30 protein-coding genes are annotated in these 26,232 nt (G+C 59.2%); 8 read left to right on the forward strand and 22 right to left on the reverse strand.

Features of this window, described 5'->3' with window-relative positions:
* Positions 1-110 precede the first annotated feature (110 nt).
* On the reverse strand, positions 111-1,109 hold the full coding sequence (gene repB, locus FHT76_RS35130) for a plasmid partitioning protein RepB (RefSeq protein WP_183758121.1): 999 nt from the start codon (positions 1,107-1,109) through the stop codon (positions 111-113).
* Positions 1,106-2,284, reverse strand: coding sequence for a plasmid partitioning protein RepA (gene repA / locus FHT76_RS35135; protein ID WP_183758123.1), 1,179 nt, complete (start codon positions 2,282-2,284; stop codon positions 1,106-1,108). The genes repB and repA overlap by 4 nt, the downstream gene beginning before the upstream one ends.
* Positions 2,285-2,703: 419 nt before the next feature.
* Here repA and FHT76_RS35140 point away from each other — a divergent pair, with 419 nt between their 5' ends.
* Positions 2,704-3,357 carry a response regulator transcription factor gene (locus FHT76_RS35140; protein WP_183758125.1) on the forward strand — a complete coding sequence of 218 codons (654 nt, stop codon included), beginning with the start codon at positions 2,704-2,706 and terminating at the stop codon, positions 3,355-3,357.
* A gap of 13 nt (positions 3,358-3,370) precedes the next feature.
* On the opposite strand, the gene FHT76_RS35145 is transcribed toward FHT76_RS35140, so the two are convergent.
* The 6 genes from FHT76_RS35145 to FHT76_RS35170 all read right to left on the reverse strand — a co-directional run bounded on the left by FHT76_RS35145 (position 3,371) and on the right by FHT76_RS35170 (position 8,114).
* Positions 3,371-3,838 carry an Lrp/AsnC family transcriptional regulator gene (locus FHT76_RS35145; protein ID WP_183758127.1) on the reverse strand — a complete coding sequence of 156 codons (468 nt, stop codon included), beginning with the start codon at positions 3,836-3,838 and terminating at the stop codon, positions 3,371-3,373.
* 204 nt (positions 3,839-4,042) lie between these two features.
* Positions 4,043-4,189 carry a hypothetical protein gene (locus tag FHT76_RS35150; protein WP_183758128.1) on the reverse strand — a complete coding sequence of 49 codons (147 nt, stop codon included), beginning with the start codon at positions 4,187-4,189 and terminating at the stop codon, positions 4,043-4,045.
* 497 nt (positions 4,190-4,686) lie between these two features.
* Positions 4,687-5,031, reverse strand: coding sequence for a DUF779 domain-containing protein (locus FHT76_RS35155; protein ID WP_405049327.1), 345 nt, complete (start codon positions 5,029-5,031; stop codon positions 4,687-4,689).
* Between the two features lie 75 nt (positions 5,032-5,106).
* Positions 5,107-6,615, reverse strand: coding sequence for an aldehyde dehydrogenase (gene adh, locus FHT76_RS35160; RefSeq protein WP_183758132.1), 1,509 nt, complete (start codon positions 6,613-6,615; stop codon positions 5,107-5,109).
* A gap of 142 nt (positions 6,616-6,757) precedes the next feature.
* The gene (locus FHT76_RS35165; RefSeq protein ID WP_183758134.1) at positions 6,758-7,717 is read right to left on the reverse strand and encodes a helix-turn-helix domain-containing protein; all 960 of its coding nucleotides are present in this window, start codon (positions 7,715-7,717) and stop codon (positions 6,758-6,760) included.
* 217 nt (positions 7,718-7,934) lie between these two features.
* Complete coding sequence (locus FHT76_RS35170) at positions 7,935-8,114, reverse strand: hypothetical protein (protein WP_183758136.1); 180 nt, start codon at positions 8,112-8,114, stop codon at positions 7,935-7,937.
* A gap of 516 nt (positions 8,115-8,630) precedes the next feature.
* On the opposite strand from FHT76_RS35170, the gene FHT76_RS35175 reads away from it, so the two are divergent.
* A complete protein-coding gene (locus FHT76_RS35175) occupies positions 8,631-9,017 on the forward strand; it encodes a GNAT family N-acetyltransferase (RefSeq protein WP_259131284.1) in 387 nt (128 codons plus the stop codon).
* A gap of 48 nt (positions 9,018-9,065) precedes the next feature.
* Here FHT76_RS35175 and FHT76_RS35180 read toward each other — a convergent pair whose 3' ends face one another.
* The 6 genes from FHT76_RS35180 to FHT76_RS35205 all read right to left on the reverse strand — a co-directional run bounded on the left by FHT76_RS35180 (position 9,066) and on the right by FHT76_RS35205 (position 13,834).
* Positions 9,066-9,317, reverse strand: a complete 252-nt coding sequence (locus FHT76_RS35180; protein ID WP_183758140.1) for a hypothetical protein — start codon at positions 9,315-9,317, stop codon at positions 9,066-9,068.
* Between the two features lie 104 nt (positions 9,318-9,421).
* Positions 9,422-10,123, reverse strand: coding sequence for a TfuA-like protein (locus FHT76_RS35185; RefSeq protein ID WP_183758142.1), 702 nt, complete (start codon positions 10,121-10,123; stop codon positions 9,422-9,424).
* A complete protein-coding gene (locus FHT76_RS35190) occupies positions 10,120-11,304 on the reverse strand; it encodes a YcaO-like family protein (RefSeq protein ID WP_183758211.1) in 1,185 nt (394 codons plus the stop codon). The genes FHT76_RS35185 and FHT76_RS35190 overlap by 4 nt, the downstream gene beginning before the upstream one ends.
* 9 nt (positions 11,305-11,313) lie before the next feature.
* The gene (locus FHT76_RS35195; protein WP_183758144.1) at positions 11,314-11,529 is read right to left on the reverse strand and encodes a hypothetical protein; all 216 of its coding nucleotides are present in this window, start codon (positions 11,527-11,529) and stop codon (positions 11,314-11,316) included.
* Positions 11,530-11,557: 28 nt separating this feature from the next.
* Entirely contained in the window at positions 11,558-13,387 is a 1,830-nt protein-coding gene (locus FHT76_RS35200) for a peptide antibiotic resistance protein (RefSeq protein WP_259186339.1), read from the reverse strand.
* A 3-nt stretch (positions 13,388-13,390) separates the two neighbouring features.
* Positions 13,391-13,834, reverse strand: coding sequence for a helix-turn-helix domain-containing protein (locus tag FHT76_RS35205; protein WP_183864751.1), 444 nt, complete (start codon positions 13,832-13,834; stop codon positions 13,391-13,393).
* 363 nt (positions 13,835-14,197) lie between these two features.
* Between FHT76_RS35205 and FHT76_RS35210 the strand changes: the two genes are divergently transcribed.
* Complete coding sequence (locus tag FHT76_RS35210; protein ID WP_183758150.1) at positions 14,198-14,395, forward strand: hypothetical protein; 198 nt, start codon at positions 14,198-14,200, stop codon at positions 14,393-14,395.
* A gap of 33 nt (positions 14,396-14,428) precedes the next feature.
* On the opposite strand, the gene FHT76_RS35215 is transcribed toward FHT76_RS35210, so the two are convergent.
* The 4 genes from FHT76_RS35215 to FHT76_RS35230 all read right to left on the reverse strand — a co-directional run bounded on the left by FHT76_RS35215 (position 14,429) and on the right by FHT76_RS35230 (position 17,777).
* Entirely contained in the window at positions 14,429-15,190 is a 762-nt protein-coding gene (locus FHT76_RS35215; protein WP_183758152.1) for a DUF4239 domain-containing protein, read from the reverse strand.
* A 170-nt stretch (positions 15,191-15,360) separates the two neighbouring features.
* Positions 15,361-15,666: a hypothetical protein gene (locus FHT76_RS35220; RefSeq protein WP_183758154.1), complete on the reverse strand. Its 306-nt coding sequence runs from the start codon at positions 15,664-15,666 to the stop codon at positions 15,361-15,363.
* Between the two features lie 153 nt (positions 15,667-15,819).
* Positions 15,820-17,007 (reverse strand): mannonate dehydratase, encoded by a 1,188-nt coding sequence (gene uxuA, locus FHT76_RS35225; protein WP_183758155.1) that lies wholly within the window; start codon positions 17,005-17,007, stop codon positions 15,820-15,822.
* A gap of 47 nt (positions 17,008-17,054) precedes the next feature.
* Positions 17,055-17,777 carry a GntR family transcriptional regulator gene (locus FHT76_RS35230; protein ID WP_183758157.1) on the reverse strand — a complete coding sequence of 241 codons (723 nt, stop codon included), beginning with the start codon at positions 17,775-17,777 and terminating at the stop codon, positions 17,055-17,057.
* A 208-nt stretch (positions 17,778-17,985) separates the two neighbouring features.
* On the opposite strand from FHT76_RS35230, the gene FHT76_RS35235 reads away from it, so the two are divergent.
* The 4 genes from FHT76_RS35235 to FHT76_RS35250 are packed head-to-tail and all read left to right on the forward strand — an operon-like array spanning position 17,986 to position 22,029.
* Positions 17,986-19,161, forward strand: a complete 1,176-nt coding sequence (locus FHT76_RS35235; protein WP_183758159.1) for an extracellular solute-binding protein — start codon at positions 17,986-17,988, stop codon at positions 19,159-19,161.
* 50 nt (positions 19,162-19,211) lie between these two features.
* Complete coding sequence (locus tag FHT76_RS35240; RefSeq protein ID WP_183758213.1) at positions 19,212-20,309, forward strand: ABC transporter ATP-binding protein; 1,098 nt, start codon at positions 19,212-19,214, stop codon at positions 20,307-20,309.
* Complete coding sequence (locus tag FHT76_RS35245; RefSeq protein ID WP_183758161.1) at positions 20,306-21,184, forward strand: ABC transporter permease; 879 nt, start codon at positions 20,306-20,308, stop codon at positions 21,182-21,184. The genes FHT76_RS35240 and FHT76_RS35245 overlap by 4 nt, the downstream gene beginning before the upstream one ends.
* 2 nt (positions 21,185-21,186) lie before the next feature.
* Positions 21,187-22,029, forward strand: coding sequence for an ABC transporter permease (locus FHT76_RS35250; RefSeq protein WP_183758163.1), 843 nt, complete (start codon positions 21,187-21,189; stop codon positions 22,027-22,029).
* A gap of 56 nt (positions 22,030-22,085) precedes the next feature.
* On the opposite strand, the gene FHT76_RS35255 is transcribed toward FHT76_RS35250, so the two are convergent.
* Positions 22,086-22,340 (reverse strand): YMGG-like glycine zipper-containing protein, encoded by a 255-nt coding sequence (locus tag FHT76_RS35255; protein WP_183758165.1) that lies wholly within the window; start codon positions 22,338-22,340, stop codon positions 22,086-22,088.
* Between the two features lie 184 nt (positions 22,341-22,524).
* On the opposite strand from FHT76_RS35255, the gene pepT reads away from it, so the two are divergent.
* The gene (gene pepT, locus FHT76_RS35260; RefSeq protein ID WP_183758167.1) at positions 22,525-23,799 is read left to right on the forward strand and encodes a peptidase T; all 1,275 of its coding nucleotides are present in this window, start codon (positions 22,525-22,527) and stop codon (positions 23,797-23,799) included.
* Between the two features lie 44 nt (positions 23,800-23,843).
* On the opposite strand, the gene FHT76_RS35265 is transcribed toward pepT, so the two are convergent.
* The 3 genes from FHT76_RS35265 to FHT76_RS35275 all read right to left on the reverse strand — a co-directional run bounded on the left by FHT76_RS35265 (position 23,844) and on the right by FHT76_RS35275 (position 26,062).
* Positions 23,844-24,293, reverse strand: a complete 450-nt coding sequence (locus tag FHT76_RS35265; protein ID WP_183758168.1) for a helix-turn-helix domain-containing protein — start codon at positions 24,291-24,293, stop codon at positions 23,844-23,846.
* 225 nt (positions 24,294-24,518) lie between these two features.
* Positions 24,519-24,800 carry a hypothetical protein gene (locus FHT76_RS35270; protein WP_183758170.1) on the reverse strand — a complete coding sequence of 94 codons (282 nt, stop codon included), beginning with the start codon at positions 24,798-24,800 and terminating at the stop codon, positions 24,519-24,521.
* Between the two features lie 101 nt (positions 24,801-24,901).
* On the reverse strand, positions 24,902-26,062 hold the full coding sequence (locus tag FHT76_RS35275; protein ID WP_183758172.1) for a fumarylacetoacetate hydrolase family protein: 1,161 nt from the start codon (positions 26,060-26,062) through the stop codon (positions 24,902-24,904).
* Positions 26,063-26,232: the final 170 nt, after the last annotated feature.

A 26,232-nucleotide genomic window follows, 5' to 3' on the forward strand; every position in this document is an offset into this window, starting at 1 on the left:
AAGGTGCCCATACTTGACAGGGATTCACGGAAATGCGATTCTCTAGCTGCTAACCTATGAGAAGGGCTTCCGCGACGGCAACGTTCGGGAGCTTTTTTCTTTTGCGATGATCATCCTTTGCTGTTGCGTTGTGTCGACTGAACGAACTCGCTGTGAAGCGACTCCATGCGATCGTTGAGAAAATCGATAAAACTGGGCGCAACCGCTTTGTTGAAGCTGATCTTCGACCCAGACTTGGCATGACTGACAGTCGCAATCAGAAAACCGTTTGCGCGAATTTCGGTGGCGGCTTTCAGTGAGGACGCCGGGCCAGCTTCGGACTTCAGAGCCGCGAGAGCGACGGCAAACCGATCCTTGGGGCCGCCATGTCTGTCCTGGCCGAGCGCCTGGCGGATACGGTCTGCCCCGCCCGGGCTGGCGGCGAATGCATCGGCGAAATCAATCCAGCGACGACGGCCAATCTCGGGCGAGGGACCAATTTGCACCAAAACGTCTCGCGGGATTGCCGTTGCGATCCGCAGCATCTCGGAGAGATGCGACTTTCCGGTCGCAAGTGATGCGCAGATGACATCGCGCCGGTAGCCTGCCTGCTCCTGCGAGAGCGCAAATGCACATTTCTCGATAAAGGACAGATCGTTGCGGCTGGCGTTCTCCTCGCCCTGAAAGATGATTGCTTCTTCATCGCTGAGGTCACGCACGATTGCTCGGAACTTCAACCCAAGCATCTTGACTGCGGCGAGGCGACGTCGCCCGAACACGATCTGATAGGGCGCACCATCACCCTTGAAAGGACGGATGAGACCGGGGACGATCTGGCCGCGCTCCCTTATCGACGCAGCTATTTCCTCGATTGCGGCCTCGTCGTAGGCGCCGTCAAAGCGGTCCGGGATCGAGGATGGCGCGACGTCAATCGGGTCGACGTCCACGACATGGTCTGCATCTTTCAGGAGTCTGTCGAGAGCCTCGCCTTTTTCCTGGATCTGCCGAACCCCCGCCGCGACCTTGAGGAGGTGCGGGGACGAGGTGGGCTTCACGCTCGGCGCGGCGCTCGGCTGCTCAAGCTGACCGAGCACGTTGGCGAACATTCCGCGGGAATCCTTGCGGCTCATTCGCGCCCCCATGCCGCCCAGAGCAGCTTCTCGATCTCGGCATTGGCAGCGTTGATGGACTCCATGGCTCGGTCATAGGTTTTGGGTGCCGAGAAACGCGAACGCTGCACCTCGTAAAGGCTTTGCTTCCAGGTCAGGGCATCGGCAACCGCGGTCGATTTGGTTACCATGTTCAACAGCAGGTCCTCACCGAAGACCTGCCGCATCAATGCGGTCATGTTGGCTTGTGGATGATCGTTGGCCTCGAACTTCGTGACGAGAAACTTTGCAAAATCCCATTGTGCAGAGGTCCCCATCTCGCTCAGGATCTGCATGTAGGACGAAGCAAGTTCCAGGAACTTTCCCGTTGAATCGACGTCCAGCATGTGCGCGGGGACCGGAATGATCACGCCGGTGGCAGCCGTCAGGGACGATAGTGTGAGGAAGTTCAGGGAAGGGGCCGAATCCATCAGGATGACGTCATAATCATCGGCAACCTGCTCAAGCGCCTGGGATACGCGCAGCAGGAAGCTGGTGCCCCCGTTCTTGCGCATCTCGAGTGCAACCGCGGTCTCGAACTCGGTCAGATCAAGACCGGCACAGATCACATCGAAGCCAGCAATATGGGTGGAGTGGATGAGGGACTTTGTCGGTTTCGGGTCCGTGAAGCGGATGGCCGCATAAAGCGTCTCATCTTCGCGCGGATCGAAATCGGGAAGCATCCCATGCAGGCTGGTCAGTGACGCCTGGGGATCGAGATCGACTGCCAAGACGCGATAGCCCTTCAGAGCGAGGTAGTGGCCAAGGTGAATTGTCGTGGACGTCTTGCTCGATCCGCCCTTGAAGTTGGTGACCGCGAGGATCTGGCACTCTTCACCGGCCACGCGTCTCGGGTTCATCCACTTTTTGCGGCCCTTTTCGGCGAGCATCAGGCGCAGTTCGAGGATTTGCTCGAGCGTGTACATGCGCCGGCCATTGGTGGTGGTCTCGGGCGCTGGCCCTTTTTCCTTGAGAACGATCTGCCTGATATAGGCTTCCGACACGTCGAGAAGCCCTGCGACCTCTGACGAAGAGAATTTTCGCATCTCGCGGCGCGCGTCAGGTGGGTACTGCGCCATCGAAAGATTTTGCAGGGCAAGCTCCAATTTGGTGGAAAAGCTCTGCATAAAGTCGAGGCTGCTCAGATGCCGATTCACGTTTCTTCCCTCAGTTCGCTTCAATGATCCAGATGCTGACATCGTTCGCGAATGATTGTTTTGCCACTTGTTTCGCCAGATGGCGATAATTCGATAAATTTCCGTAGTTTGAGAACTAGCTCGATTCGAGAGATTCGGCAAATGCTTGGCGCCGGCCGCGTCTCTCCGGAAACGGCCAAAAAGCGCCCGCGGGATGGCGCTCGGTCAGTCCAATCTGGCCGCCTTTGCAGGACCAAGGTCTGATCTGCCATGGACCTATGGTCTGAACTGGACCGTCATACCATCGTAATGTTTGACGCGCAGGCCGATCGGAATAATGTTCACGGTCCAGACGAAACTGGACGGCCCGACGATGCGGGCCCCGGCTTCGATTACCAAAGCACGGTGCCACCTGTCACGATTGAGGAGATCGGCCAGTCATGAAAACAGCAATCCGCGTTGCAGTGGTCGATGACCATCCGCTGTTCAGGGAAGGAGTGGCGCGGAGCCTGTCAGAAATCGAGGGGTTCAAGATCGTCGCGGAAGGAAGCTCGAAGGACGATGCCATCAAAGTTGCAGAGGATCAGCAGCCCGACGTATTGCTCCTCGATATTTCGATGCCCGGTGGCGGCTTGAATGCAATCTCCGCGATTCTGGACCGTCTACCGACGCAGAAGATCGTCATGCTGACCGTGTCGGAGTCCAGTGACGACGTGACGGCAGCACTTGATCGTGGTGCGAAGGGCTATGTCCTGAAAGGCGTCGGGGCAAGAACCCTTGCAGAAATCATTCGCAATGTCGCAGATGGTGAAAGCTATGTGGCGCCGGCCCTTTCGGCACGGTTGCTGTCCAACCGTGCCGCGCCCGAACCGAGCAAGCAAAGCGCGATCTCAATGCTCACAAACCGTGAGCAGGAGGTGCTTCACCTTGTTGCGTCGGGAATGAGCAACAAACTTGTTGCCCGCAAGCTCGAGTTGCATGAAAAGACAATCAAGCATCATATGACCCAGATCATGGCCAAGCTCGGCGTTGGAAATCGAACCGAGGCTGCCATGACCTTGCGCGATGTCATTGACGAGCAGAACGACCACTAGTCCATTGCACATTTCAAACCGGGACAGACGTCGAATATTTGACCCGTTTCAACGCGAAATGCGACGATGACGTTGCCACCGCATGGTGTGTCAGTATGCCTTTCATGAGCAAGCGCTCGTAGTCCTTTACGTCAGCGACAGCGACACGCAAGAGATAGTCCCAGTCTCCTGACATCGAGTAGCATTCGAGGACTTCCTGGTGACTTTCGGCAAAACGCTCGAAGTCGCTCCTCGCGGCCGGATCATGCGACTTCATGCGAACCTGGCAGAACACGGTCAGGCCGCGGCCGACCGCCTCGGGGCTGACAAGCCTGACGGTTGGTCCAAGCATTCCGGATGCCTCGAGCGCCTTGATCCGACGCCAGCAGGAGGCAGCGGAGGCACCCACGCGCTCCGCGAGCGCCGCGTGGCTGAGGGAGCCATCCACCTGCAGCAGTTGAAGGATCTTGCGGTCCACATTGTCGAGTTCAGACGATTTCATCAGCTTCTCTCGGTGTCGATGCACATTTCTGGCGCAGTGGTATTCTGGCTGAATCCCGCCGCATCCGGACATGCTCATGCACGATGCACGCAGTGAACAGCGCAATGCTGTGACGAGAAAGACACCGAGAAAAGTCCCGACGAAAAAGAACGTTCCCAAGGAACCGCGCCGAGCTGTCCCGAGCCGCGGCGCCGATGTCGTCGATCAGGTCGGCGCACCGAAAAGCGTGAAGTACCCCCAGGCGGCGACAAGCAGGGCAAGCACGCCGGCTGCTATGGCAAGCTTCCGCAAACGCGGCCTTGGTGGCCTTGGCGGCTTTGGACGTCGGAATTGGATAACATTGTCGTTCATTTGCAGGCTTCTCCGTCGAGGCCTACCTGTTTCGGGCGAACCGTGGCGGATGTCAAAAAGAAAAAGGCGCTCAACCCGATCGGGGAGCGCCTTTTCTTTCCCGGACAGCAAACGCGACCAGCCTCAGCGGGCAGGTCTGCAGGCCGTCGATACGGGCGGTGAGCGGTAAATGGCACCCCTTCTTCGAAATATCAAGAGGCCGCGGAAAATACAGTTTCAGTTCATATCGCGGGCCGGATTGATTATTCCGATTGTCAGACATTTTCACTATGCTTTCCCGGGCACGCGCAAGTCGACGTGCCGGGAGCGATGAGGAAGGACCAGGTGGAACGACGGGCGAGCAAATCATCAATTCACCGGGCGCGTGCGGGCTGAACAAAATGATACGGCCCGGAAAACGGCTCCACGCTTGCGCCCGGGCGCCGTTTCCGGTCGTCTGATGGACGGTTCCCGCAATCCGGTCGACCAGAGCAGCAATCTGCGATCGGGTCGTCTCGTCACGGGGTGCGCCCAAGAAGACGTGACCGGGTCAGGAACCGCCTCTCCCGTCCATTGTCGAGTGAGAACATTCCGCCACGACCGGGAACGACGTCTATGATCAGCTGCGTGTGCTTCCACGCCTCGAACTGGGTGGCGCTGATATAGACAGGGACCCCGGCAATCTCCCCCAGCTTGATGTCGTGGTCGCCGACGACGAAATCACCCGACGGGTAGCACATTGGCGACGAGCCATCGCAACAACCGCCCGACTGATGAAACAGAATATCCGGATGATCCCGCCGGATCTCCTTAATCAATGCTATCGCGTTGTCCGTCGCGATGACACGGGGCTCATCCTTCATGCTCAATTCCATCCTTCTCCTCCTTCTTCCGGCCCGCTCCTTCAGTGGAGCGGGCCATTCGCCGCAGGAGTGACCTCAAAAGAAACCGAGCGCCTTTGGGCTGTAGCTCACCAGCATGTTTTTCGTTTGCTGGTAATGATCGAGCATCATCTTGTGGGTTTCGCGACCGATGCCTGACTGCTTGTAGCCACCGAAGGCGGCGTGGGCAGGATAGGCGTGATAGCAATTCGTCCATACCCGTCCGGCCTCGATATTGCGGCCAAACCGGTAGCAACGATTGGCGTCACGGCTCCAGACGCCGGCACCGAGCCCGTAGAGTGTATCGTTGGCAATCTCCAGTGCCTCGGCCTCATCCTTGAACGTGGTAACAGCAACGACCGGCCCGAAGATTTCCTCCTGAAAGATGCGCATCTTGTTATGCCCCCTGAAGATGGTGGGCTTCACGTAGTAGCCGTTGGCGAGCTCACCGCCGAGTTCATTGCGCGATCCACCTGCGAGGACCTCGGCGCCCTCCTGCTTGCCAATATCCAGGTAGGCAAGGATTTTCTCGAGTTGCTCGTTCGAGGCTTGGGCTCCGATCATCGTCGCTTGGTCCAGGGGATTTCCCTGTCTGATGGCTTCGACGCGCCTGACGGCTTTCTCCATGAAACGGTCGTAGATCGATTCCTGAACCAGAGCGCGACTGGGGCACGTGCAGACCTCCCCCTGGTTCAGCGCGAACATAGCAAAGCCTTCGAGTGCCTTATCCAGGAAATCGTCCTCTTCACTCATCACATCGGCAAAGAAGATGTTCGGCGATTTGCCGCCAAGTTCAAGCGTCACCGGGATAAGGTTCTGGCTCGCATATTGCATGACCAGTCGGCCCGTCGTCGTTTCGCCGGTAAAGGCGATCTTTGCGATGCGAGGACTGGAGGCCAGCGGCTTTCCAGCCTCCAGGCCGAACCCGTTGACAATGTTGAGCACGCCCGGAGGCAACAGGTCACCGACGAGCTCTGCCCAGACGAGCAGGGATGCAGGCGTCTGTTCGGCTGGCTTGATGACCACGCAATTGCCGGCAGCAAGAGCGGGAGCGAGTTTCCACGCCGCCATCAGGATCGGAAAATTCCAGGGTATGATCTGGCCAACAACGCCGAGCGGCTCGTGAAAATGGTAGGCAACCGTATCGTGGTCGATCTCGCCGATAGAGCCTTCCTGCGCGCGGATGCAGGAGGCAAAGTATCTGAAGTGGTCGATAGCCAGCGGAATGTCAGCCGCCATTGTCTCGCGGATCGGTTTGCCATTGTCCCACGTCTCGGCTCGCGCCAGAAGCTCGAGTTTGTCTTCCATTCGCTGAGCGATCTTCATCAGGATATTGGATCGCTCGGTCGCCGATGTCCGTGCCCAACCCGGCCTGGCGGCATGTGCGGCGTCGAGTGCGGCATTGACGTCGAGTTCGCTCGAACGCGCCACCTCGCAAAGCTTGCCTCCGGTGACAGGGGTGACGTTGTCGAAATAGCGTCCTTCGATAGGCTCGCGCCACTCGCCCCCTATGAAGTTGCCGTAACTCGTCCTGAATGGCGACTCGACGATCTTCTGATGCAGCATGTCATCCTCCCTTCAAAGGTCCAGGTTCTGGAGTGAACCGGTGAGAGGAAGCCTGCGCGAGTTTTGCGGCGTGTGAAAGCGCCGCCAAGGGATACCGCAGTGCACTGTGTAGCACTCCTGCGACAGCGCGGCGCTGGCGCCATCAATGCAGGTTAAGTCTTTTCATTTTCCGGTGCAGCGTCGACCGGCTCATGCCGAGTGCAACGGCTGCCTGGGAGACGTTTCCGCTTGTACGGGACAGGGCACGCAACAATGCCGCGCGCTCGGCGTCGACGAGGTCCTGGTTTGGTGCCGGGTTCTGTTCCTGCAGTGCATCGGCCGCGGGCAGTCCCGCGGAAAGACGCCTGTCGTCCAGCTTAAGGGCCAGTCGCGCAGCCCGCGTCGCGCCAAGGACGAGATCATGGCGGTCGACGGCAAGGAGCGCCGCGGTCGGATTGCCAGCCGTCGGAACGACAAGGAAGCGGGCACCTGGAAAAGCGCTCCGGAACAGATTGACTTCGATACGCAACGCCGCGTCGCGAACCATCTGTGCGAGAATACCCAGTGTAACCTCGTTTACGTCGTCGCGGCATGACGAGATGTCCAGCGCAGCAGCCAATTGTCCGCGGTGATCGCGAATCGGTGCAGTCGTGCAACTCAGGCTGATGTTGGAGCTGAAGAAATGCTGATCCCGCAAAATGGTGACGGGCCTGTCATCCGCGATCGCAGTCCCGATCCCGTTCGTACCGATGCTGGCTTCGGTCCAGATGGACCCGGGCCACAGTCCAAGTTCATGGAAGTGCCTGTCATCCCCCGCGATGCCGCGGCGTTCCAGCGCAACCCCTTTATGGTCACTCAAGATCAGGCAGCAACCGCTCTTGCCAACTGTCGCGAACAGCCGATCGAGTTCGACCGAAGCATCTCCAATCAGGCTTTGCGAAGCATCACGGGCCTCTTGGAGCTCATGCTCACTAACACGGATCGGCGGTCGCATTTGTTCGGGCGAGAGCCTGTGCATGGCGATACATCGCCGCCATGACGCAACGACAGACGAGTTCGCGGCGGCAGAATCCCTTTGAGCTGAGGTATAGACGTGCTCTGCATGAGCGGCGAGTTCGTGCATTGGCTCCTCCAACCAATTCTTATTGCAGCTTGGCTCAAAGCCGCCGCTTTGGCAATTCTCGGCCGCCCGGTTGTGTTTTGGACTGCCGTGATTGCAGTGGGTCATGTGTCGCAATATTGCGCCACATGACCTGTGTCGGCTTGGCTGGCGTAGCTGGGGGCGGGGCTAAAGCTGCTGCCCCCTCCGAAACCGTAAGGAGTTGACGCGGTGACGCCGTTCACGCCCTTGAGATTCGCCAGCTCTTGTCCTCGAACGTGAACAACCCCGCCGCTGCCTTGTCGGGCATGGTATCCTCGAGGAGGCTGACCTGCCCGTACTTGCGCCAATTGGCGTGAAGCTCGAGCTCGAATGGACCAGCAGCGGGCCCGAGCATTGCGCGCGAGCGCCGGTATTCCATTCCGCGTCGCGGACGCCCGTGCGCTCGAGGCGTTGATGCAATGTAAGCGGCTTGAGGTCTTCCTGCGATCTGAAAATGGATCAGTTCTTAAGGGCACCGGTCGCCATTCCATCGGTGATGGGCTTGAAGGAGAGAAGGTAGGGATGGCCGAATGCTTGGCAGGTCGCTTCAAGGCACACGTATGGGGCCTGGCGAACAGATTACGGGGCTTTCCTTTGGTATCAACGCAGACCGCGATCTCGCGAGGAAAAAAGTGCCAATGCCCCATATACAAAGGGTGCATCCGTGGCGACGGTCTGGAACTTATCCAATGATTTCATTGTTTGATCTCGCGCAAAACGAGTGTCACGGCGAAGTCACGACACACAGCGCGCGGCCTATGGTCTAAGGTTTCCGGGGTAGAGTGAACAGGAAGGCACCAGTAGCGTAAACCACGCTGACGGTGACAGTGGGTGTATGCCGATTGTTTATAGACGCATGACCAGGCAAGAGGCGCTGGAAAGCGCGGATATAATTGTGGAAGCCTACGCCAAGCATCCCTGGCATGAAGAGTGGACGATCGACAACGCAGTTTCGCGGATCGACGAACTGACGACGACACCCAAATGCCTGGCCGTGGCGGCATTCGATGGAACACAGCCGATCGGTTTTGCCTTCGGACTTCCTCACACCTCCGTCATGGGACGGGGTATCCATATTGCCGAGATCGCAATAAGGCCGAAGCACCAGCGCGCAGGCATCGGTTCGCGCCTATTGAACCATCTGGAAGCAGAAGCCCGTATTCTTGGGTTCGTTTTTGTCTGGCTCGTCTCCCGCAGCACCGGCGGGGTTGCGGAGTACTACAAGAGCAATGACTACGAGCACTCCGAAAAGCTCTGTGTCTATTCCAAGAAATTGAAATAGGCCGGCGCAACATGCGCCGGCCTCTCCCCCAACGTCCCCTCATCGTTATCAGTTCAGGCAGATCGAGCCCTTGGTGGCTATCGCATCCGCCAATCCATCATGCGAACCGTCGCCGATCTCGCGCAGAACCTCATTCAATGCCATGCCAAGGCAATGCATTGCCCCGGAAAGATCGATATCCTCCGCAGCGCCCTTGGCGAAGGCGATCATCCGGGCCAGCGCGACGAGTTCGTCCAACTCGTCGGAGGACCGCTCATCGCTCCGCAAACCGATCGTCCGGCATTCTGATGTCGCACTCATCTCTGCTCTCCCTCGAACAGGATGGAGATTAGTCGCGGCACGCGCAAAAGGCCCGTGAAAAACCCGTGACACACGTTCTTGTTGCATTGTGCCGTAGCGAGTGACTATTCACCGTTCCATAACGGCAGCGTGTTGTTGAAAATCCATTGCGGTGCGTGTGGCGATGCCTCGAGATCCGCATCCTTGACCGCCCTTACAAGCGCGCCCGCATCAGCTGCTTTCTGATCGACCTCCCGTGAAATGAGGACAGGCAACAAGGCCCTTCTTTCCGCATTGGTCATGTTTGCATTCTCAAGAACCGTCTTCCATGTCCTTTTCTTGAAGAACGTCACTGACGCAGCGCGCTCGATTTCCAGACGGTGGGCCGGATCAAGTTCGCCGCAAACCTCGATGGCATCGAGTGTCGCCCTGACATTGACCATCGGGACGGTGAGTGGCCGGTAGCCGAGCTCGGATGGCCCGTGCAGCAGTGCTACGTCGGCGTCGTCAACGATTGCGCCGGACACATATTCTTCATAGATCCGGCCGATCCCAACCATGCCGAAGGTCCTGCACTCGGCTGCCCGAAGCGCTCCCATGCTTGCCGCTCCGAAGACATGAACCCGGTGCGAGAGGGCATAGAGGATTTCCTTGTGCAGCACCGGGGCGGTGTATTCGAACCCTCCATCGACAATACCGATGACCTGTGCCCCGCTGCGGACGGCCGCAAGCACGTCGCCCTGAACCGCCGGCGGGCGGAAAAGGATGTCGGTCGCCATGGGGTGTGCATTCGCAGGCAGGCTCGGCCCGACGAACACGACCCTCATGAGCAAATTGCCTTTGCAAGCGCACGCGGACCGTAAAGGTGTGCACGCGCCCCCTCGGGGTTCTCGAGCGCTGGCATGAAGACCTTGACCACATGGAAGGGAAGGGACGGCGGCGCGAGCGACAAGGCAATCGCCGGACCGACGTCATGAGAACGCAAGATATCGAGCACCACGCGGAGGTGGTCCGTGACGTTGCCCGGGCAAAAAGGGGCGAGGCTGTCGCGGCCAAGCGGAACGGCATCCAGGAGGCGCAAGGTCTCGGCGGGAGCCGGCGTGCGAAACAGCTCGGCCGGAATGTCGTCCCGGGCGCCGCTGATGTAGGTCATTCTGGACTGGACAGCCTCGGTAACGGCCCTGATCGCCGCCCTTGCCATAAAAAGGTGGGCGCCGCTGCCACCGGTGACTTCGACAAAGCGCGCGCCTTGACGGTGCGGTTCACGCGCACCCATGACTGCCGTGACGCAGGGAACCCCGATGTCGGTCGTCATATCGAACAGCCTGATATCAAGTCCCGCTGTTTCGATGGTCGCAAGCAGTCCGTCCAGAACGGGGTCTCCGATGCAGGCGGCATCGAGACAACTTGCAAGCCGATCCTCCTCGCTTCCAACCTGCCAAAGACAATAGGCGTCCCGTTCGATCCGCTCGAGTAGGCCATGCAGGATGGCTTCCTCAGGCGTATTGCCGGACGCGAGCCCGTCGGATGACATCCAGAAGCGATTGTGTCGCGTTCTGTCTAGCACCGCCGCATCGACCGGGACGTAGACCCCCCTGTCGGCCAACAGATCAGCGCCAAGCCCCCAGTCGACCTCCTCGTCTGGTTGGATTTCCTGCTGATGGCGACCAATCAGGGAGGGAAGGGAATCGAACGCCAGACCCTCGGCCTTCAATTTCCTCGCCGATGCACGGCGCACTGAAACAGACGGGGCGTTCGCCACAACCCGCTCCAGCGCCTCCATGATGGCCGACACCCTGGCGTCCTCGTCGGTCAGCCCCTTGCCCTGGCTGATGGCAATCGACCGACCGTTTGGAATGTAGGCGCACCACACGGGAAGGCCGATGAAGTCTAGTCCGGTGTGCCGCGCCACACGTGTGATGCCAAAGCCCGCCAGGAGCGGAACGGTGCGCAACAGCGTCTCGCTGGCCGCAACGGTACGGTCGGTGTAACGCGCACGATCAGACAGGACCAGAACTCAAGGCTCCACGTGACCGGAGAAGGCTGCCTTCGCCGAAGAAACCGCCACAGCGAAATCCACCTTCTTGACGACCTTGACGCCGCCCTTCCTCATTGCTGCTATTTTGCCCAGGTCGCCAGGGGCAGAATCCAGTGCTTTCACCGTCCCCGCTTCCAGATCCGCAATATAGAGCGTGTCGTCTCCTTCGACGCCGAACACAACTGCCTTTGTCATGACATTCCCTCTCCAGTTGATAAGCCCGTTAAAATCCCGCCTTCAAGAGACCCTCACGGTAGAGATCCTTCTGCCATTGCTCCTTGAACGGCACGACGGATAGCCACTTTTCGACGTCGAACACCGGATTGAGAGCCGCAGCACGCTGTCGGTAGACATGTGCCCGCCTGCGATCGCCCATCATTGCCAAGCTTGCAGCCGCGATGCGATGGGCCGGTGTCTTGTCCTTCATCGCTTCGACGTAGGCAACCGCATCCTCGTACTGCTCGAGAAAGTAGCTCGCCCCGGCGGCACACCAGAGGTAGCTGTCCGGCGCCAGCGGATTAAGCGCGATCGCCTTCTTGATCTTTTCCAGTGCGTCCCCCGGTCGGGAGGCATGGACCAGCGTATCGGCATGGCTGTAGATCACATCGGCGAAGTGGGGGCTCAAATTCTCTGCGTGGCTGAGCGCAGCGACGCTCTCATCGACGTCCCCGAGATAGAGCTTTGTCACGCCGAGCTCGCGAAACCCCCCGGCAGAAATCTCATCATACTCGATGGACTTGACTGCGTTCTGCTCGGCGAGGTTCAGAAGCTCCGAATTGCCCTGAGCAGTCACCAGCCACTCGCTGGTATAGCTTCGGGCCAGGCCCGTGAATGCCGGGGCGAAACCGTGGTTGTATTTCAACGCCTCCTTGAAGGCTGACCGGGCCCTTCGGATGTGGGGCAACGTCAATTTCCCAATGAGGCTCGCACCAACGAGGTAGGCATGATAGGCCTGCGGATTGGCTTCCAGGCTCAACCGGCCTTGCTCGTTCCTGGCAAGTTCATCAGCAACAGAGGATGCCAGGTGTTGTGCGATCAGACGCCGCTGGGTCGGCAACGTTGCCGCGTCCATCGGAAATCGCATCGCCCAGATAATTTCGTCGGTCGGGAAAAAGACGAGCTGGGCATAAAGTCCTTCACCTGAGTGTCGCGTGTCGAGGAGATAGGAGATCGAGTGGCGCGCGATGATGGCCGCCTTGTCGGAATCGCGACGGATCTGCTCTGCGGTGTGGGGAGCGACGATGGAAAGGTTGCGCAGTGCACATAACTCGATCGTCACATCCTCGACAAGCGCAGCGGCAAGCTGAAGCCCGCCAATGCCTCCCTGCGATGTCGGGGGAAGTAGCACCAACCGCGGCAGCCGGCCAAGCCCACGCTGGTCCGGCGGATCGCCGTAAGCCGTTGGGGAGCTGGCCTCAGCCATCGCTCGAAATGATGGCATTGCCGGCTGCTGACGGCTCGCTGCAATTCCGGGAAGTGATTGCAGGATTGCACGAACCGGCTCATCGGTCGGATTCTGTTCGAGGATCTGGACGGCTGCTCCAGATATAGTGCGCGAATCCTCAGTGCTGGTAGCAGAGCCGGCTGCCTCCAAGAGCACCTGGCGCATCTTGGTCAGATGGATTTCCTGTTGCCTTGCGATCCAGTTGTCGATGGCCTTGTTGACCGATCTCACGCTGCCGGCGAAATCACGCTGAAGTAGTTCGCTGACCGCCTTGAGTTTCTCCATCGGTGGCCGAAGCTCGTCGAATACCTGCAGGTCGGCGCTCAGCACTCCGGTTCGCAACCGGACAGCCGATTGCGTGATTTCGAGTGGTGCCCTATCGCTTTCATCGATCTGGCGTATGCGTGAAATCAGCTTCCTGAGGTTGAGACCCGCCTGATCCGGCTCCGCGTCAGACCAGAGAAAGGCGGCAATCTCCTGACGCGTCAGCGTATGATCGGTGCAGGTAAAAAGATAGGCTATCGTCAGCAATGCCTTTGCGGGATATGCCAAGGCATTGCCCGTACCATCGGTCATGCGCAATTCGCCGAAGGTCCGGAGATACAGCACGGACTATCCTCTCAGATTGTCCACTCGGTCCCAACTTTCGGGCTCGTCAGCGGCGGCCTGTGATGAGCCGAGGCTTCTTGCGAGTGCGAGCAGGGTGCGGCGGATATTCGGATCGTCGATCGCGATGAAGGCCCGCGTGAGGGCAAGGCCTTCCTTCGATGCGATGAAGCTTGCCACCTCGTCTGCATGCGGGCTGAGGTGCTGTCCCATGCCACGGTCATTGCCTTCCTCGAAAAAAAAGCCGATCGGAACTCCGAGGACTTCCGAGATCCGCTGCAGACGACTGGCGCCGATACGATTGACGCCCTTTTCGTATTTTTGGAGCTGCTGGAACGTGATGCCGAGTGATTCCGAAAGACTGACCTGGCTGAGGCCAAGAAGCTTTCGCCGCTGCCTGACCCGATCACCAACATAGGCGTCAATGGCGTTTGGAGTTTTGGCCTTCATGACAATCCCCGTTGCTCGTGTCAGACTAGCATTATATGAATTTTGCCGAAAAATACAACCGAGAGTAAATTTATTCAAGAACCGAAATGCTATTGCCACAATTTCTTGTAAAAGGCGTGAATGTCGCGTCCCTACTCTGCTTCAAAACGTGGGAACGACCAACAGAACGCGGCCAACCGACACCGATCGGTGGTGATATACAGTTCGCGACTCTATCTATGCTGGTGTCACGTCGATTTCACAAGCGCTTCCTTTTTTTCTGATTATGGTCATGGCTAGGGTAAGTTGAGGTCCGGGCGCCTTGCTCAACTCATTTCAGCGTAAAGCGCACATCGCGTGCGCCCGATTGGCGGGAGAAAGAGCATGCAACTACGAGCCATAGAGGTCAATCATGCGGACAGGCTTTCTGCCTGCCGGGAAAAACTGGAAGAGGCCGTCTACCAGATCATCAAGGGTGACAAGGTTTTGGATTTCACGCCGACCGAAATCGCCATGGCGATCGCCGACATTGCGGACGACTATATACTTGCAGCCTCGAGGAAGCGCGCCGCAACACACTGAGCGCGCCGCGCCTTGAACCGTTTCATAAACGGCTCAGTTGCGACCCATGCGTGACAGGGCAATTCGCAGAGACTCGTCCGATACCGATATTAGCCCTCCATAGGGGTGGGCCATGTCGTTGACGATGAAGATCGCTCCGCCCACGGATATCGCACAGACCACGACGATCGATATGACCGTTCCGTTGAAGGGCGATAGCAGGCCAAACGTGAAAAAGATCACGATCAGCCAGAACGTCAGCACGACGAGAAATGCGCCCGGCAGACCGTCCTCGCCTGTTTCAAGGACCAGCCAATGGGACTCTGCTATGGCGCCACTGATATCAAGCGCCCGGTTCTTGAGAAGGCGCTTGACCTCATCGTCAGGCGTCAATGCTCTCAATGCCCTCTGAACCGGTTCGATACCAGGGTCGTCCTCGGGTGAACTGGCGATCGCGGTCCGCTTTCCCCCTTCGAAACTGCGCTCAATGCGAGCCGAAACGAGGGCCGAGAGCTGCTTTCGAACCTCGACAAGCCCTGGACCATACTGCGCCAGGACGCGATCCAGGAGGACCAGCCTTGCAGCCGATTCCCTGAGTTCGGTTTCGGCGTCATCAAATGTCGTCTTCGCAGACGCGACCAGAAAGCCGAGCGCGAGGGCCGCGAGAGTTCCAACGATCGCAGTCGCAAGCTTGATGGCCTCCTTGGACTCCGTCGAAAGGTGATGGTTGGGAAGGCGACGGCTGATCAGCGCACCGACGAGTGCGCCCGACGCCAGAAGCAGGGCGATGATGCATCCGGTAGAGAGTGCTGTCATTGTGAAAGAATCCCGCCTCGCGCCTTCCTATCGAAGCGAAGCGGCGGGATCTCGTCAAGCGGTGTGCTGGCTAAGATCCTAAGGACTGCCCTCAAAAGACGAAAGACCCCGGAAAGTCAGCGCTTTCCGGGGCACGGGTCCTCTAATGCGAGTTGCCGTATTCCTGCGACTTACGGCTGCGTGGTGCCGCTCGTCGACGGATTTGCCGGTGCCGGTGCTGCAGGTTCACTGGATGGTGCAGCCGGGGCAGGCGCTACCGGCGGCTTCACCGGCTCGGTCTGGGTCGTTGAGGCCGTCGGATTCGGGTCAGTGCCAGGGCGATCAAACCATTCGGTGATCGCAAAGGCTGCGACGAGAATCACCGCGGCAGCCACAACCCATCCGAGCCATGAGGGGCCTTTTCGACGCACGGGCACGGTGCGCAGATCCGGATTGGGATCGGGGTTTCGAACGGGATCATTGGGGTCATACGTCATCGTTTTCTCCTCTCTGCAGGAAGAGAAATGGTTTGTGCGCAAGTTTGTTCCCGATAGTGGATCTCCCATCCCGGCCGAGCCTGGCCGGGATGGTCCGCCCGCTATCCCCAATGTTTGGTCCCAGGGATGCGCGCGAGCAGGTGGTGATATCTGTCAGTCCGGCCTTGCGTCCAAGGCATACAATATGCCGCGAAGCTCGGCGAGGCCGCGCATCCGTCCAATTGCCGGATAGCCAGGCGTGACATTTTTGTTCAGATCGTCGAGCATCCTGTGTCCGTGGTCTGAGCGGAAGACAATCGACTGGCTCGGACTGCGGCGCCGGTCTTCTGCAACAAGCTCCCTGAGGACCGCAACCATATCGACGTCGCCCTCCAGGTGCGCACTCTCGTGAAATGTCCTTCCGTCGCCTTCCCGCTTCGTCGCACGCAAATGCGCAAAGTGAATCCTCGATGCGAAGCGCCGGGCGATCGCCGGCAGGTCGTTGTCTGCACGCACACCAAGACTGCCAGTACAGTAGCACATGCCGTTGGCGGCTGATGGAACTGCGTCGAAGAGTGCCGCATAGTCCTGTTCCGTCGACGCGATGCGCGGCAGGCCGAAGAGTGAGCGGGGTGGGTCATCGGGATGCAGCGTCAGCTTCACTCCCCGGGCTTCGGCGACCGGTGTTACCGCCTGCAGGAATTCGATGAGGTGTTGGCGCAACCGATCCGCATCAATCCCGGCATAGGCGGCGAGCTTGTCGCGGAACGCAGGGATGGTCAGCGGCTCTGTCGTGGAGCCAGGCAGCGCGGAGGTGATGATCCGCGTGATCTCCGCAACCTCGACTTCGTCCATGGATTTGAACACCTCAGCGGCGCGTGCCTTGTCGTCTTTAGAGTATTGCTTTTCGGCGCCTGCGCGCTTCAGCACGAAAAGATCGAAGGCAGCAAATTTCTCATGATCGAACCGCATGGCTGTCGCACCGGTTTCGATGACGTGATCAAGGTCCGTGCGCGTCCAGTCAACGACGGGCATGAAGTTGTAACAGACGATCGGGATGCCACAGGCTGCAACCGCTTCCAGGCTTGCGATCCACGCCTCGATCTCTGACTTGGCGCGGCCGCCGTTGCGCTTGACGGCGTCGGGAATGGGAATGCTTTCGACGACCGACCATGTCAGCGTCGATCGCCCGGGTGGGGTCGTCTCGATCATGCTCTGGCGCTCACGCACGCCAGCTTCGGTCCAGGCTTCGCCGATCGGGACCTGATGCAGCGATGATACGATGTTGGTTGCCCCGGTTTGACGAACCTCGTCGAGTGTCACCGGCGCCTCAGGCCCGAACCACCTCCATCCCTGGCGCATGTCTTCCTCCTCCTTTTCTTGTTCAGGTAGCAGCGCTGCTGATCATCTCAGCAGAAATAATCCGGATATCGGACGCGAAGCTCGGCGACATCGGGTATGACAGCGCTCAGGTGGTGCAACATGGCGGCTCGAGCCGCTGCGGCGTCGTGAGCGGCGATCGCGTCGCGAATGAGGCCATGTTCGTAGACGACGTTGTCCATGCGGCCGAGCACCGGCAATGTCAGGCGGCGTGCTCTGTCAATCTGGACCTTCACCGTCTTGAGGATCCCCCAGATGCCTGGATAGCCCGCAATGCCGGCGATTGCCTCATGAAAGGCCTCGTCCTCCTCGTGAAATGCCGATGTGTCGTTGAGGGCAGCAAGTGACCTCTGCCTCGAAATGACGGTGTCGAGCCGCGCGATATCTGCCGGTGTCGCCACTTCGGCTGCGCGTTCCACCGTTGTTCCTTCAAGCGATTTGCGCACCACCACGGCCTCGGGAATTGCAGCGACCGGAACCCGCGACACCACCGTGCCCGACTGCGGGTAGATATCCACGAGCCCTCCCTCGGACAGGCGCAGCAATGCTTCCCGGACCGGGGTGCGGCTGACGTTGAATTCCTCTGCGATCTTCTTTTCCTGCAACACCATTCCGGGAGGCATGCGCAGCGCGAGAATGTCGCTGTAAAGTCGCTCGAAGATTGCATCGGCGGTCGTTGCGCGACGCAGCTTCGCAGACCTCTCGGCTCCCGAACCTATGGCCGCCGGAATGGAAACAACTGCTGCCTGCATGAAACGTCCTGACGTTGACTTGCCCGCGAATACTAGTATATCAATTTGATGCGACTGCCAAGGCACACCGAGGAGGACCGGTGCTGCCCGCATTCACTCCAGGAGGTTTTGCGCATCTGAATAAGACGGCCCCGGTCCCACGCATTGAACGGCACGGGAAGCACCGCTTCGTGCCGCGGCGTCCGGTAACAAGAGGAGGAGAAACAGAATGAACATTACCCGCAGAACATTTGTTTGCACGGCAACAAGTGCCTTCGCAGCAACCATGTTGCCATTGAAGGCCTTCGCCCAGGCAAAAAAGCCGGCAGGCCCAGTCACCATCACCATCGCTGACGTCGCCGGCAATCTGGCGCTGACGCAAGGCATGTTCGAGGCCTATGCCGCCGAGAAGGCCGATTGGGTCTCCAGCTTCGCCTTCACCAAGGCGCCAGCCCCTGAGCTGCCTGGAAAGATCAAGGCTCAGCAGGCAGCAGGCAAGGTCGATATCGATCTCGTCCTGACGGGAACCGACGCGCTTTCTGCTGGTCTTGACCAGGGTCTGTGGATCGATCTCGCTGCGCACAAATCGGAGCTTCCGAACCTCGAACAGATCCTGCAGCCGCAGGCCTTCAAGATGCAGGGTCTTGCGAAGGACCAGGGCATCGTCATTACCTATTACCCCTCCGGCCCCCTGATCGAATACATGCCCGACAAGGTGCCGACGCCGCCGAAATCGGCACAGGAACTGCTTGACTGGGCAAAGGCGAACAAGAACCGCTTCATCTACGCCAGACCAGCAAATTCCGGTCCTGGCCGCACCTTTCTCATGGGACTGCCCTATCTTCTAGGCGATAAAGACCCGCGCGATCCCGCCAAGGGTTGGGCGAAAACGTGGGACTATCTGGCCGCGCTTGGCGAACACATCGAATATTATCCGACCGGAACCGGCCAGGTGATGAAGGAGCTGGGCGAGGGTACCCGCGACATCGTCGTTTCGACGACCGGCTGGGACATAAATCCACGCGCACTTGGCATCGTACCGGCCGAAGCCAAGGTCCAGAAGCTCGATGGCTTCCACTGGGTGACCGATGCCCATTACGCTGTCATTCCGAAGGGCGTGTCGGACGAGAAGGTCGGTGTTGTCATAGATGTCCTGAATTACATCCTGCAGCCCAAGCAGCAGGCGATTGCCTACGACGCCGGCTATTTCTATCCGGGCCCGGCGGTCAAGGACGTCACCCTGGAGATGGCGCCACAGGAAAGCCAGGACACGATCAAGGAATTCGGCCGGCCGGAATATGCCGACTGGATCGCCAACAATCCGCTGGAAGTTCCCCTCGAGCCGAAGCAGCTGGTGGAGGCCTTCCGCATCTGGGACGAGAAGATCGGCGCCAAGAAGGGCTGATCCCGGAAATGGCCGGCCCGGAGCGACGGGCCGGCAGCCTTATTCTTCAGATGGAGAGTGGTTTGACCTCGGTTACGAACACCGCACCGACGCGCAAGAACGCACGTCTTGAACTCGACGGGATGCGGCGAACATTCGGCGCGTTCAACGCCCTTAATGGCATCGAGCTTGCCATCGAACCAGGAGAGTTTGTTGCCCTGCTCGGCCCATCTGGTTGCGGAAAGTCGACCGCACTGAACTGCATCGCTGGTCTGTTGGCCCTCTCCGGAGGCGAAATCCGGCTTGGCGGGGCACGTATCGACCAGCTCGAGCCGGAGCGCCGCGGTTTTGGAATGGTGTTCCAGAGCTATGCCCTGTTTCCCCACATGAGCGTTTCGAAGAACGTCGGATTTGGCCTTGCGATGCAAGGCATCAAAGGCGCGGACGCCGACCGCCGCATCCGCGAAGCGCTGGCGCTGGTGCGCCTCGAAAGTCAGGCCGACAAGTTGCCCGGCCAGCTCTCGGGCGGCCAGCAGCAGCGCGTGGCGATCGCACGCGCCATTGTCATACGACCTCCGATCGTGTTGATGGACGAGCCACTCTCGAACCTCGATGCCAAATTGCGGCTCGAAATGCGCGCCGAGATACGGGGTATCCACGACCAGATCGGCTCCACCACCATCTATGTGACGCATGACCAGGATGAGGCCTTGTCGCTCGCCGACCGCATTGTCGTCATGAGCCAGGGCAACATTGAGCAGATCGGCACACCGCAGGATCTCTACCAACGCCCGGCCAACGTCGAGGTCGCGGATTTCATGGGCTTCCGGACGCGTGTGGCGGGCCGAGTTACGCGCGTTTCGGCCGAGCAGGCCGAGATCGAGGTCGCCGGCGCCCGGGTTGTCGGCACGCTGCGGTCGCCCCTGCGTGTCGGGGACGCGGCCATCTTGTCTGTCCGCCCCGAGGATCTAGTCGCGACAGGCGGCGATGGAATCGCCGCAACCGTCAGCAGCATGGAATATCGGGGTCGCGCCTTCTTCGGGATGGCACGGGCGGCCGATGGTAAGGAGCTCTATTTCCGGGCGGACGAACCGTTGCCTCGCGGCGCAGCCACCCGATTGCAGCCTGCCGTCGGACGAGCTCTGATTTTTGCCGGAGCAGGCAAATGAGCAGGCCGACGCTGCAAACACGGCTTGCCGCCCGCGGTCTCGATGGCACGACGCTGCTTCTGCTGCCTGGGCTGTTGTTCATGGTCGCGCTGTTCGTCTATCCGTTCTTCTATGGCCTTTTAGACTCCCTCATGCCGAAGGAAGGCGCCTGGTATGCGAACTACGCGAAGTTCTTCGGTGACCCGTTCCAGTACCAGACCATCGCCGCAACAATGCGGCTGGCGCTGCCGGTCACGGTCATCAACCTCGCCTTCGCTGTGCCGGTCGCTCTTCGCGTCCGTCTCATGCGCAGGCAGCGCCTGCTGACGACCATTCTCGTCCTGCCGATCACGCTGGGGACCGTTTTCGTTGCAGATGGCTTGTTGACATTTCTCGGGCCCCGGGGTTGGTTCAATCACTCGCTGCTGCTCCTCGGCATTCTCGACTCACCGGTAAAATTGACCAACAATTACTGGGGTGTTTTCGCCTCGCTTGTGATCACAGGTTTTCCATTTGCATTCCTGCTTACCCTGTCCTACGTGACCGGCATCGATCCCGCAATAGAGCAGGCCGCGGCCACGCTCGGCGCAACTCCGCGACAACGATTCTTCCGTGTCTTCCTGCCACTCCTGGTGCCCGGCCTCGCCGTAACTTTCTGCCTTGCCTTCGTGCAGGCCTTCGCGGTGTTTCCCTCTGCCGTGCTCCTCGGGGCGCCAGCCGGTCCCACGCGCGTAATCTCGATTGCAGCCTACCAGGCTGCCTTCGAACAGTATGATCATTCTCTGGGGTCGGCGATCGCCCTCATCATGGGCGGCGTCGAACTGGTGGTGGTGCTCGCGGTCCTGGCGACCCGTTCCCTGTTCTATCGCGGCCCGGCCGGCGGCACGAAAGGTTAGTCATGATCCGGGACCAAGGCATCACATCGAAAATCTGGCGCTTCGCCATCTGGGCACTTGCCGTCCTTTTCGTCCTCAACCTGCTTGCGGTGATTGCCGCTGTCGTCGTCAATTCGTTCGCGACGCGCTGGCTCGGCACATGGCTGCCGGCAGGCTGGACAACACGGTGGTACTTCAGTGCCTGGAAGGAATTCCAGCTCTCCAGTGTCGTTCTCGTCACCTTCGAGATCGTCTTCACGGTCGTGATCATCTCGGGAATTCTCGGCGTGACCACGGCCTATGCATTGGCTCGCCGCGACTTTTTCGGCAAGCGCCTCGTTGTGCTTTTGTTCCTGCTGCCGTTGCTGATCCCGCCCTTGACCTACGGCATCCCGCTGGCCACCGTCCTCTATCAGCTTGGCCTCGGTGGAACCTTCTGGGGCGTGGTGCTGATCAACATCGTACCCTCGCTCCCCTTCGTGGTCCTCGTCATGATCCCGTTCATAGAACAGATTGATCCGCGGATCGAAGCTGCGGCACGGGTCTTCGGCGCTGGGACGACGAGCCTCTTCCTGCGCATCCTGCTGCCACTCCTGCTGCCCGGAATGCTCGCCGCCTTGTTGCTGGTGCTGGTGCGCACCATTGCCATGTTTGAACTGACGTTCCTGATTGCCGGGCCAACGACACAGACCCTTGTCGTTTCGCTCTACTACGCCGTTTTCGCGTCAGGTGTCCGAGCCGGCCAATCGATCGATGCGATGGCTGTCGTCTACATGGTAACAACCCTGTTCTGGCTTGTACTGGCGTTGCAGTTCGTCAATCCGACGCAGATCGTGGCAAGAGCAAAACAACAGGGGACCCACTAGCGCGTCTATGGCGGGACCGCCTGGCATTACGACAAGACGGTCCTCGCATATGGGGTCTATCGGCAGCGTGCCTCGTAGGTTCTGCCGTACCGGTCACGATACACACAATAACCGCGACGTTCGGTCGAATGTCCGATTAGCGCACCGGCTAGGCCGCCAGCGACGGCGCCGACTGCGGCACCTCCCCAGCTGTTGCTGACCGCACCACCAATGACGGCACCTGTGCCCGCGCCGATCGCAGTTCCCTTTTCCGTGGCCGTGCATGAGGCCAACGCCCCCACCATGGCTGCAGCCAGGACAATTTTTCTCATTCCGCTCTCCTATCATTAAAATATTGCGACACAGCGCTATAACTAGGGATCATATCATAAGTTCCAAGGGACTTAGGTCCGACCCGAAACCGGGTTTGTCCCGTCCGCCTAGCGGTATTCGAGCCGCTATTCACCGGACCAATCAATGCTTATAACGCCATGGCCGACACAAAATGGATACCCCATGACCGATACCGTTCTTGATCGCTTTCTTCGCTACGTTGTCATCGACACCCAGTCTGATCCGGCTTCGCCAACCCAACCGTCGACCGCGAAGCAAATGAATCTGGGCCGCCTCCTGGTAGATGAACTCAACGCGATCGGCCTTGTTGATGCGCATCTCGACGATCATGGCTACGTCTACGCGACGATCCCCTCGAATACTGAAAAGACTGTTCCGGTCATCTGTTTCTGCTCGCATATGGATACCGCGCCGGACTTTACCGGTACCAATGTCAAACCGCGCATCTACGAGAACTACCAAGGGGGCGACATCGAGCTCGCAAACAGCTCAAAGGTCATTCGGGTTAGCGAAAATCCGGCGCTCCGGGATCAGATTGGCCACGACATTGTCACGACGGATGGCACGACACTGCTTGGAGCCGACGACAAGGCCGGGCTTGCCGAGATCGTGGCGGCCGCCCAGATCCTTGCAAATAATCCGGACATGAAGCATGGCACGATCAAGCTTCTGTTCACGCCGGATGAGGAGATTGGACGCGGTGTAGATCGGGTCGACCTTGCCAAGCTGGGCGCCGAGTTTGCCTACACGGTTGATGGCGAAACTGCCGGACACATCGAGGACGAGACATTCTCGGCCGATGCCGTGGAGATTGCGATATCGGGCGTCGCCATTCACCCGGGTTTTGCCAAGGGCAGGATGGAGAACGCCATCAAGATTGCCGGCGCGATCATCGATCGGTTGCCGAGCGACGCAGCGCCTGAAACAACGGAAGGGCGGGATGGCTTCATCCATCCGGTCGCCGTTACCGGATCAATGGAAAAGGCCGCAATCAGCCTGATTGTCCGGGACTTCGAAGAGTCCGGCCTTGCCGCAAAGGAGCGATTGCTCGAGGGGATCGTCAAAGAGGTGATGGCTGGTTACCCCGGCTCTTCGCACACCTTGGCCATCAAGGAGCAATATCGCAACATGAAGATGGTTCTCGATCGCTATCCCCAGATTGTCGAGAATGCGATGGAGGCCATCCGCCGCGCCGGTATGACGCCGGTACGGGGGAGTATTCGCGGCGGGACGGACGGCTCAAGGCTTTCCTTCATGGGATTGCCGTGCCCCAATATCTTTGCCGGCGGACATGCCTTCCACTCGCCGAAGGAATGGATCAGCAGGCAGGACATGGAAAAGGCAGTTGCAACGCTGGTCGAGCTTGCCAGGATCTGGGAAGAAAGGGCGGAAGTCGGTTCGCACGCGCTTTCGACATCAGCCGGGATTGATCGTTGATATCGGTATCGCTCGACTGCGCCCTGCCATTCACATTGCGATCATCAGGCAAACGTCTCGCCGGGTCTCGATTTATCAACCGGCCGATCGCGGCGCTCCTCTGCCTGGGCCATCGCCTTCACCAGGGCGACAATCTTCTCGCGAAGCTGCGTGTCGGTAATCTTCAAGAACGCCCGGTTGAGCGCCAGGCCATCCTTCGATGCCAGGAACTCCGCCACCGGGTCTGCCGTGCCGATCTCTGTCCCTGGAAGGTTCAGCGGCTGTGAGTCGTCCTGCTGGAAGAAGAAACTCGGTGATACGCTCAGGACGTCAGCAATCCTCTGGAGCCGGCTCGCTCCTATCCGGTTCAATCCCTTTTCGTATTTCTGCACCTGCTGGAAGGTAACGCCAATCTGCTCCGCCAGCCGTTCCTGGCTGAGACCCATGAGTTGCCTTCTCGTTCTTACACGGGAACCGACATAGCTATCGATGGCATTCGGTGTCTTTGCATTCATTGTAAATGTTCCATACCGAGGTAGTGTGGCGTTCATCGCCCGACTAAACGGCAACGCACTCACGTTATTTGTATGAGACGAACCACAAATTCAATCGCTAGTTCATACAACTTGAATAATATTGTCTTGCGACGATGTGACTTCAACCTGAACAGCTGCAACGTGCAGCCATTTCGGGTGATGGGCCGACCACTGGTTTACATCACGGTCGGAATAGGAGGATCCCTATCGATCATGAAACCGGATCGGTCGGATCTCGCGGTGAACGATCTTCAGCGATCTATCGGGCTGGATCATGTAGGTCTCTTCAACGCGCTGACCGTACATATCGATGAAATTATGCGGGAAGGTCGAGCCGGGAGGAGACTTGGTCAGTTTCGTGCGGGGCTGTCCACCGTATATCACGCTCCCGGGGATAGGAGCGAGACCGGGCGAGGAGAAGTCCTTCGCGCCCGTACATCCGGCGAGAAAAGACAGGCCAATCAGTATCACGGCGATCCTTTGCATCGGACAAGTGCTCCAACTCAACAAGCAATATAAGCCAATCCTCCGCCCCGGACAGGTACATGGTGGGGGCGGCGCTGGTCCTTTGTCCCGCTCGCGGCGCCCTAGAGAAGCTTGCGCTGCGCCAGATTTGCCATGAGCGCCGAAATGCCGAACGTCCATGGTGGGCATTCCGTCGACAGCCGTACCGTGTTCACCAGCGCGCCGAGCTTGCCTGAAGAGATTTCGACAACGTCGCCGATCTTGTGGGTGAAACCCTGGTTTGGCGTGTCGCGATCCTGCGTTGGCGCAAACAGTGTCCCGAGGAACAGCATGAAGCCATCCGGGTACTGATGATGAGCGCCAAAGGTCTGTCTCACGAGATCCGTTGGATCACGACTGATCCTGGACATCGAACTCTTGCCGGTGAGGATGAATCCGTCTGCTCCCGTGACAGTGAGGTCCAGCTCCGCTGCACGGACATCGTCAAGGCTAAAACTCTCGTCGAGAAGCCGGATGAAAGGACCAATCGAGCATGAGGCGTTGTTGTCCTTTGCCTTGCCGAGCAGGAGCGCGGAGCGGCCTTCGACGTCGCGCAGATTGACGTCGTTGCCAAGTGTCGCACCTTTGATCTCGCCGCGGCTGTTGACGGCCAGGACGACCTCCGGCTCGGGGTTGTTCCAGGTCGAGATGGGGTGCAAGCCAACATCGGCGCCCCATCCGACCGCCGATAGGACAGGCGACTTCGTGAAGACTTCGGCGTCAGGCCCGATCCCGACCTCGAGATACTGGGACCACATTCTTTCATCGATGAGGGCCTGCTTGACCTTGGCGGCTTCAGGCGATCCGGCCTTGAGGTTCTCAAGGCTGCCGCCGATGAGGGTCCTTACGCGTTCACGGATCGTCGCGGCACGGTCCGGGTGTCCGGCAGCCTTCTCTTCAATCACGCGCTCGATCATCGACTGCGCGAAGGTGACGCCACACGCCTTGATGGCCTGGAGGTCTGCAGGGGCAAGCAGATGGATTCGTGACGTGTCCTGGGCGCCAATGCCGGCGTCATCGACATCCTTCAACCGACAAAGGACTGGGCCGACTGCGGCACGAACGAAAGCTGCGGGATCAGGCATGTCCAGAAGCGCGCTGAGCGTCGGCGTTTCCCTTGACGTAATGTCGATCAGCTCACCGTCCCGGAGCAAAACCACGCATGGGCCCTTGACTGCAGGGTTCCAGACCCGACCCACGAACAGACCACCTGCGGCGACAGAATCCTGAAGAGTATATGGCATTGAGTGTTCCGTGACCGAGCGGTGGAGGCGCCCAATATCAAGAAAGAAGAGCCACCCCTCCATCCCGGCGGCGGCTGGAAATCGAGCACAATCAACGCCGCTCGACAAGCTCAAATTCGTTGCCGCGCGGTAGCGTGTCTGCCGACGCAATGGGCGCGGTGCCGGAAATG

It is taken from the genome of Rhizobium sp. BK176 (genome assembly GCF_024808055.1).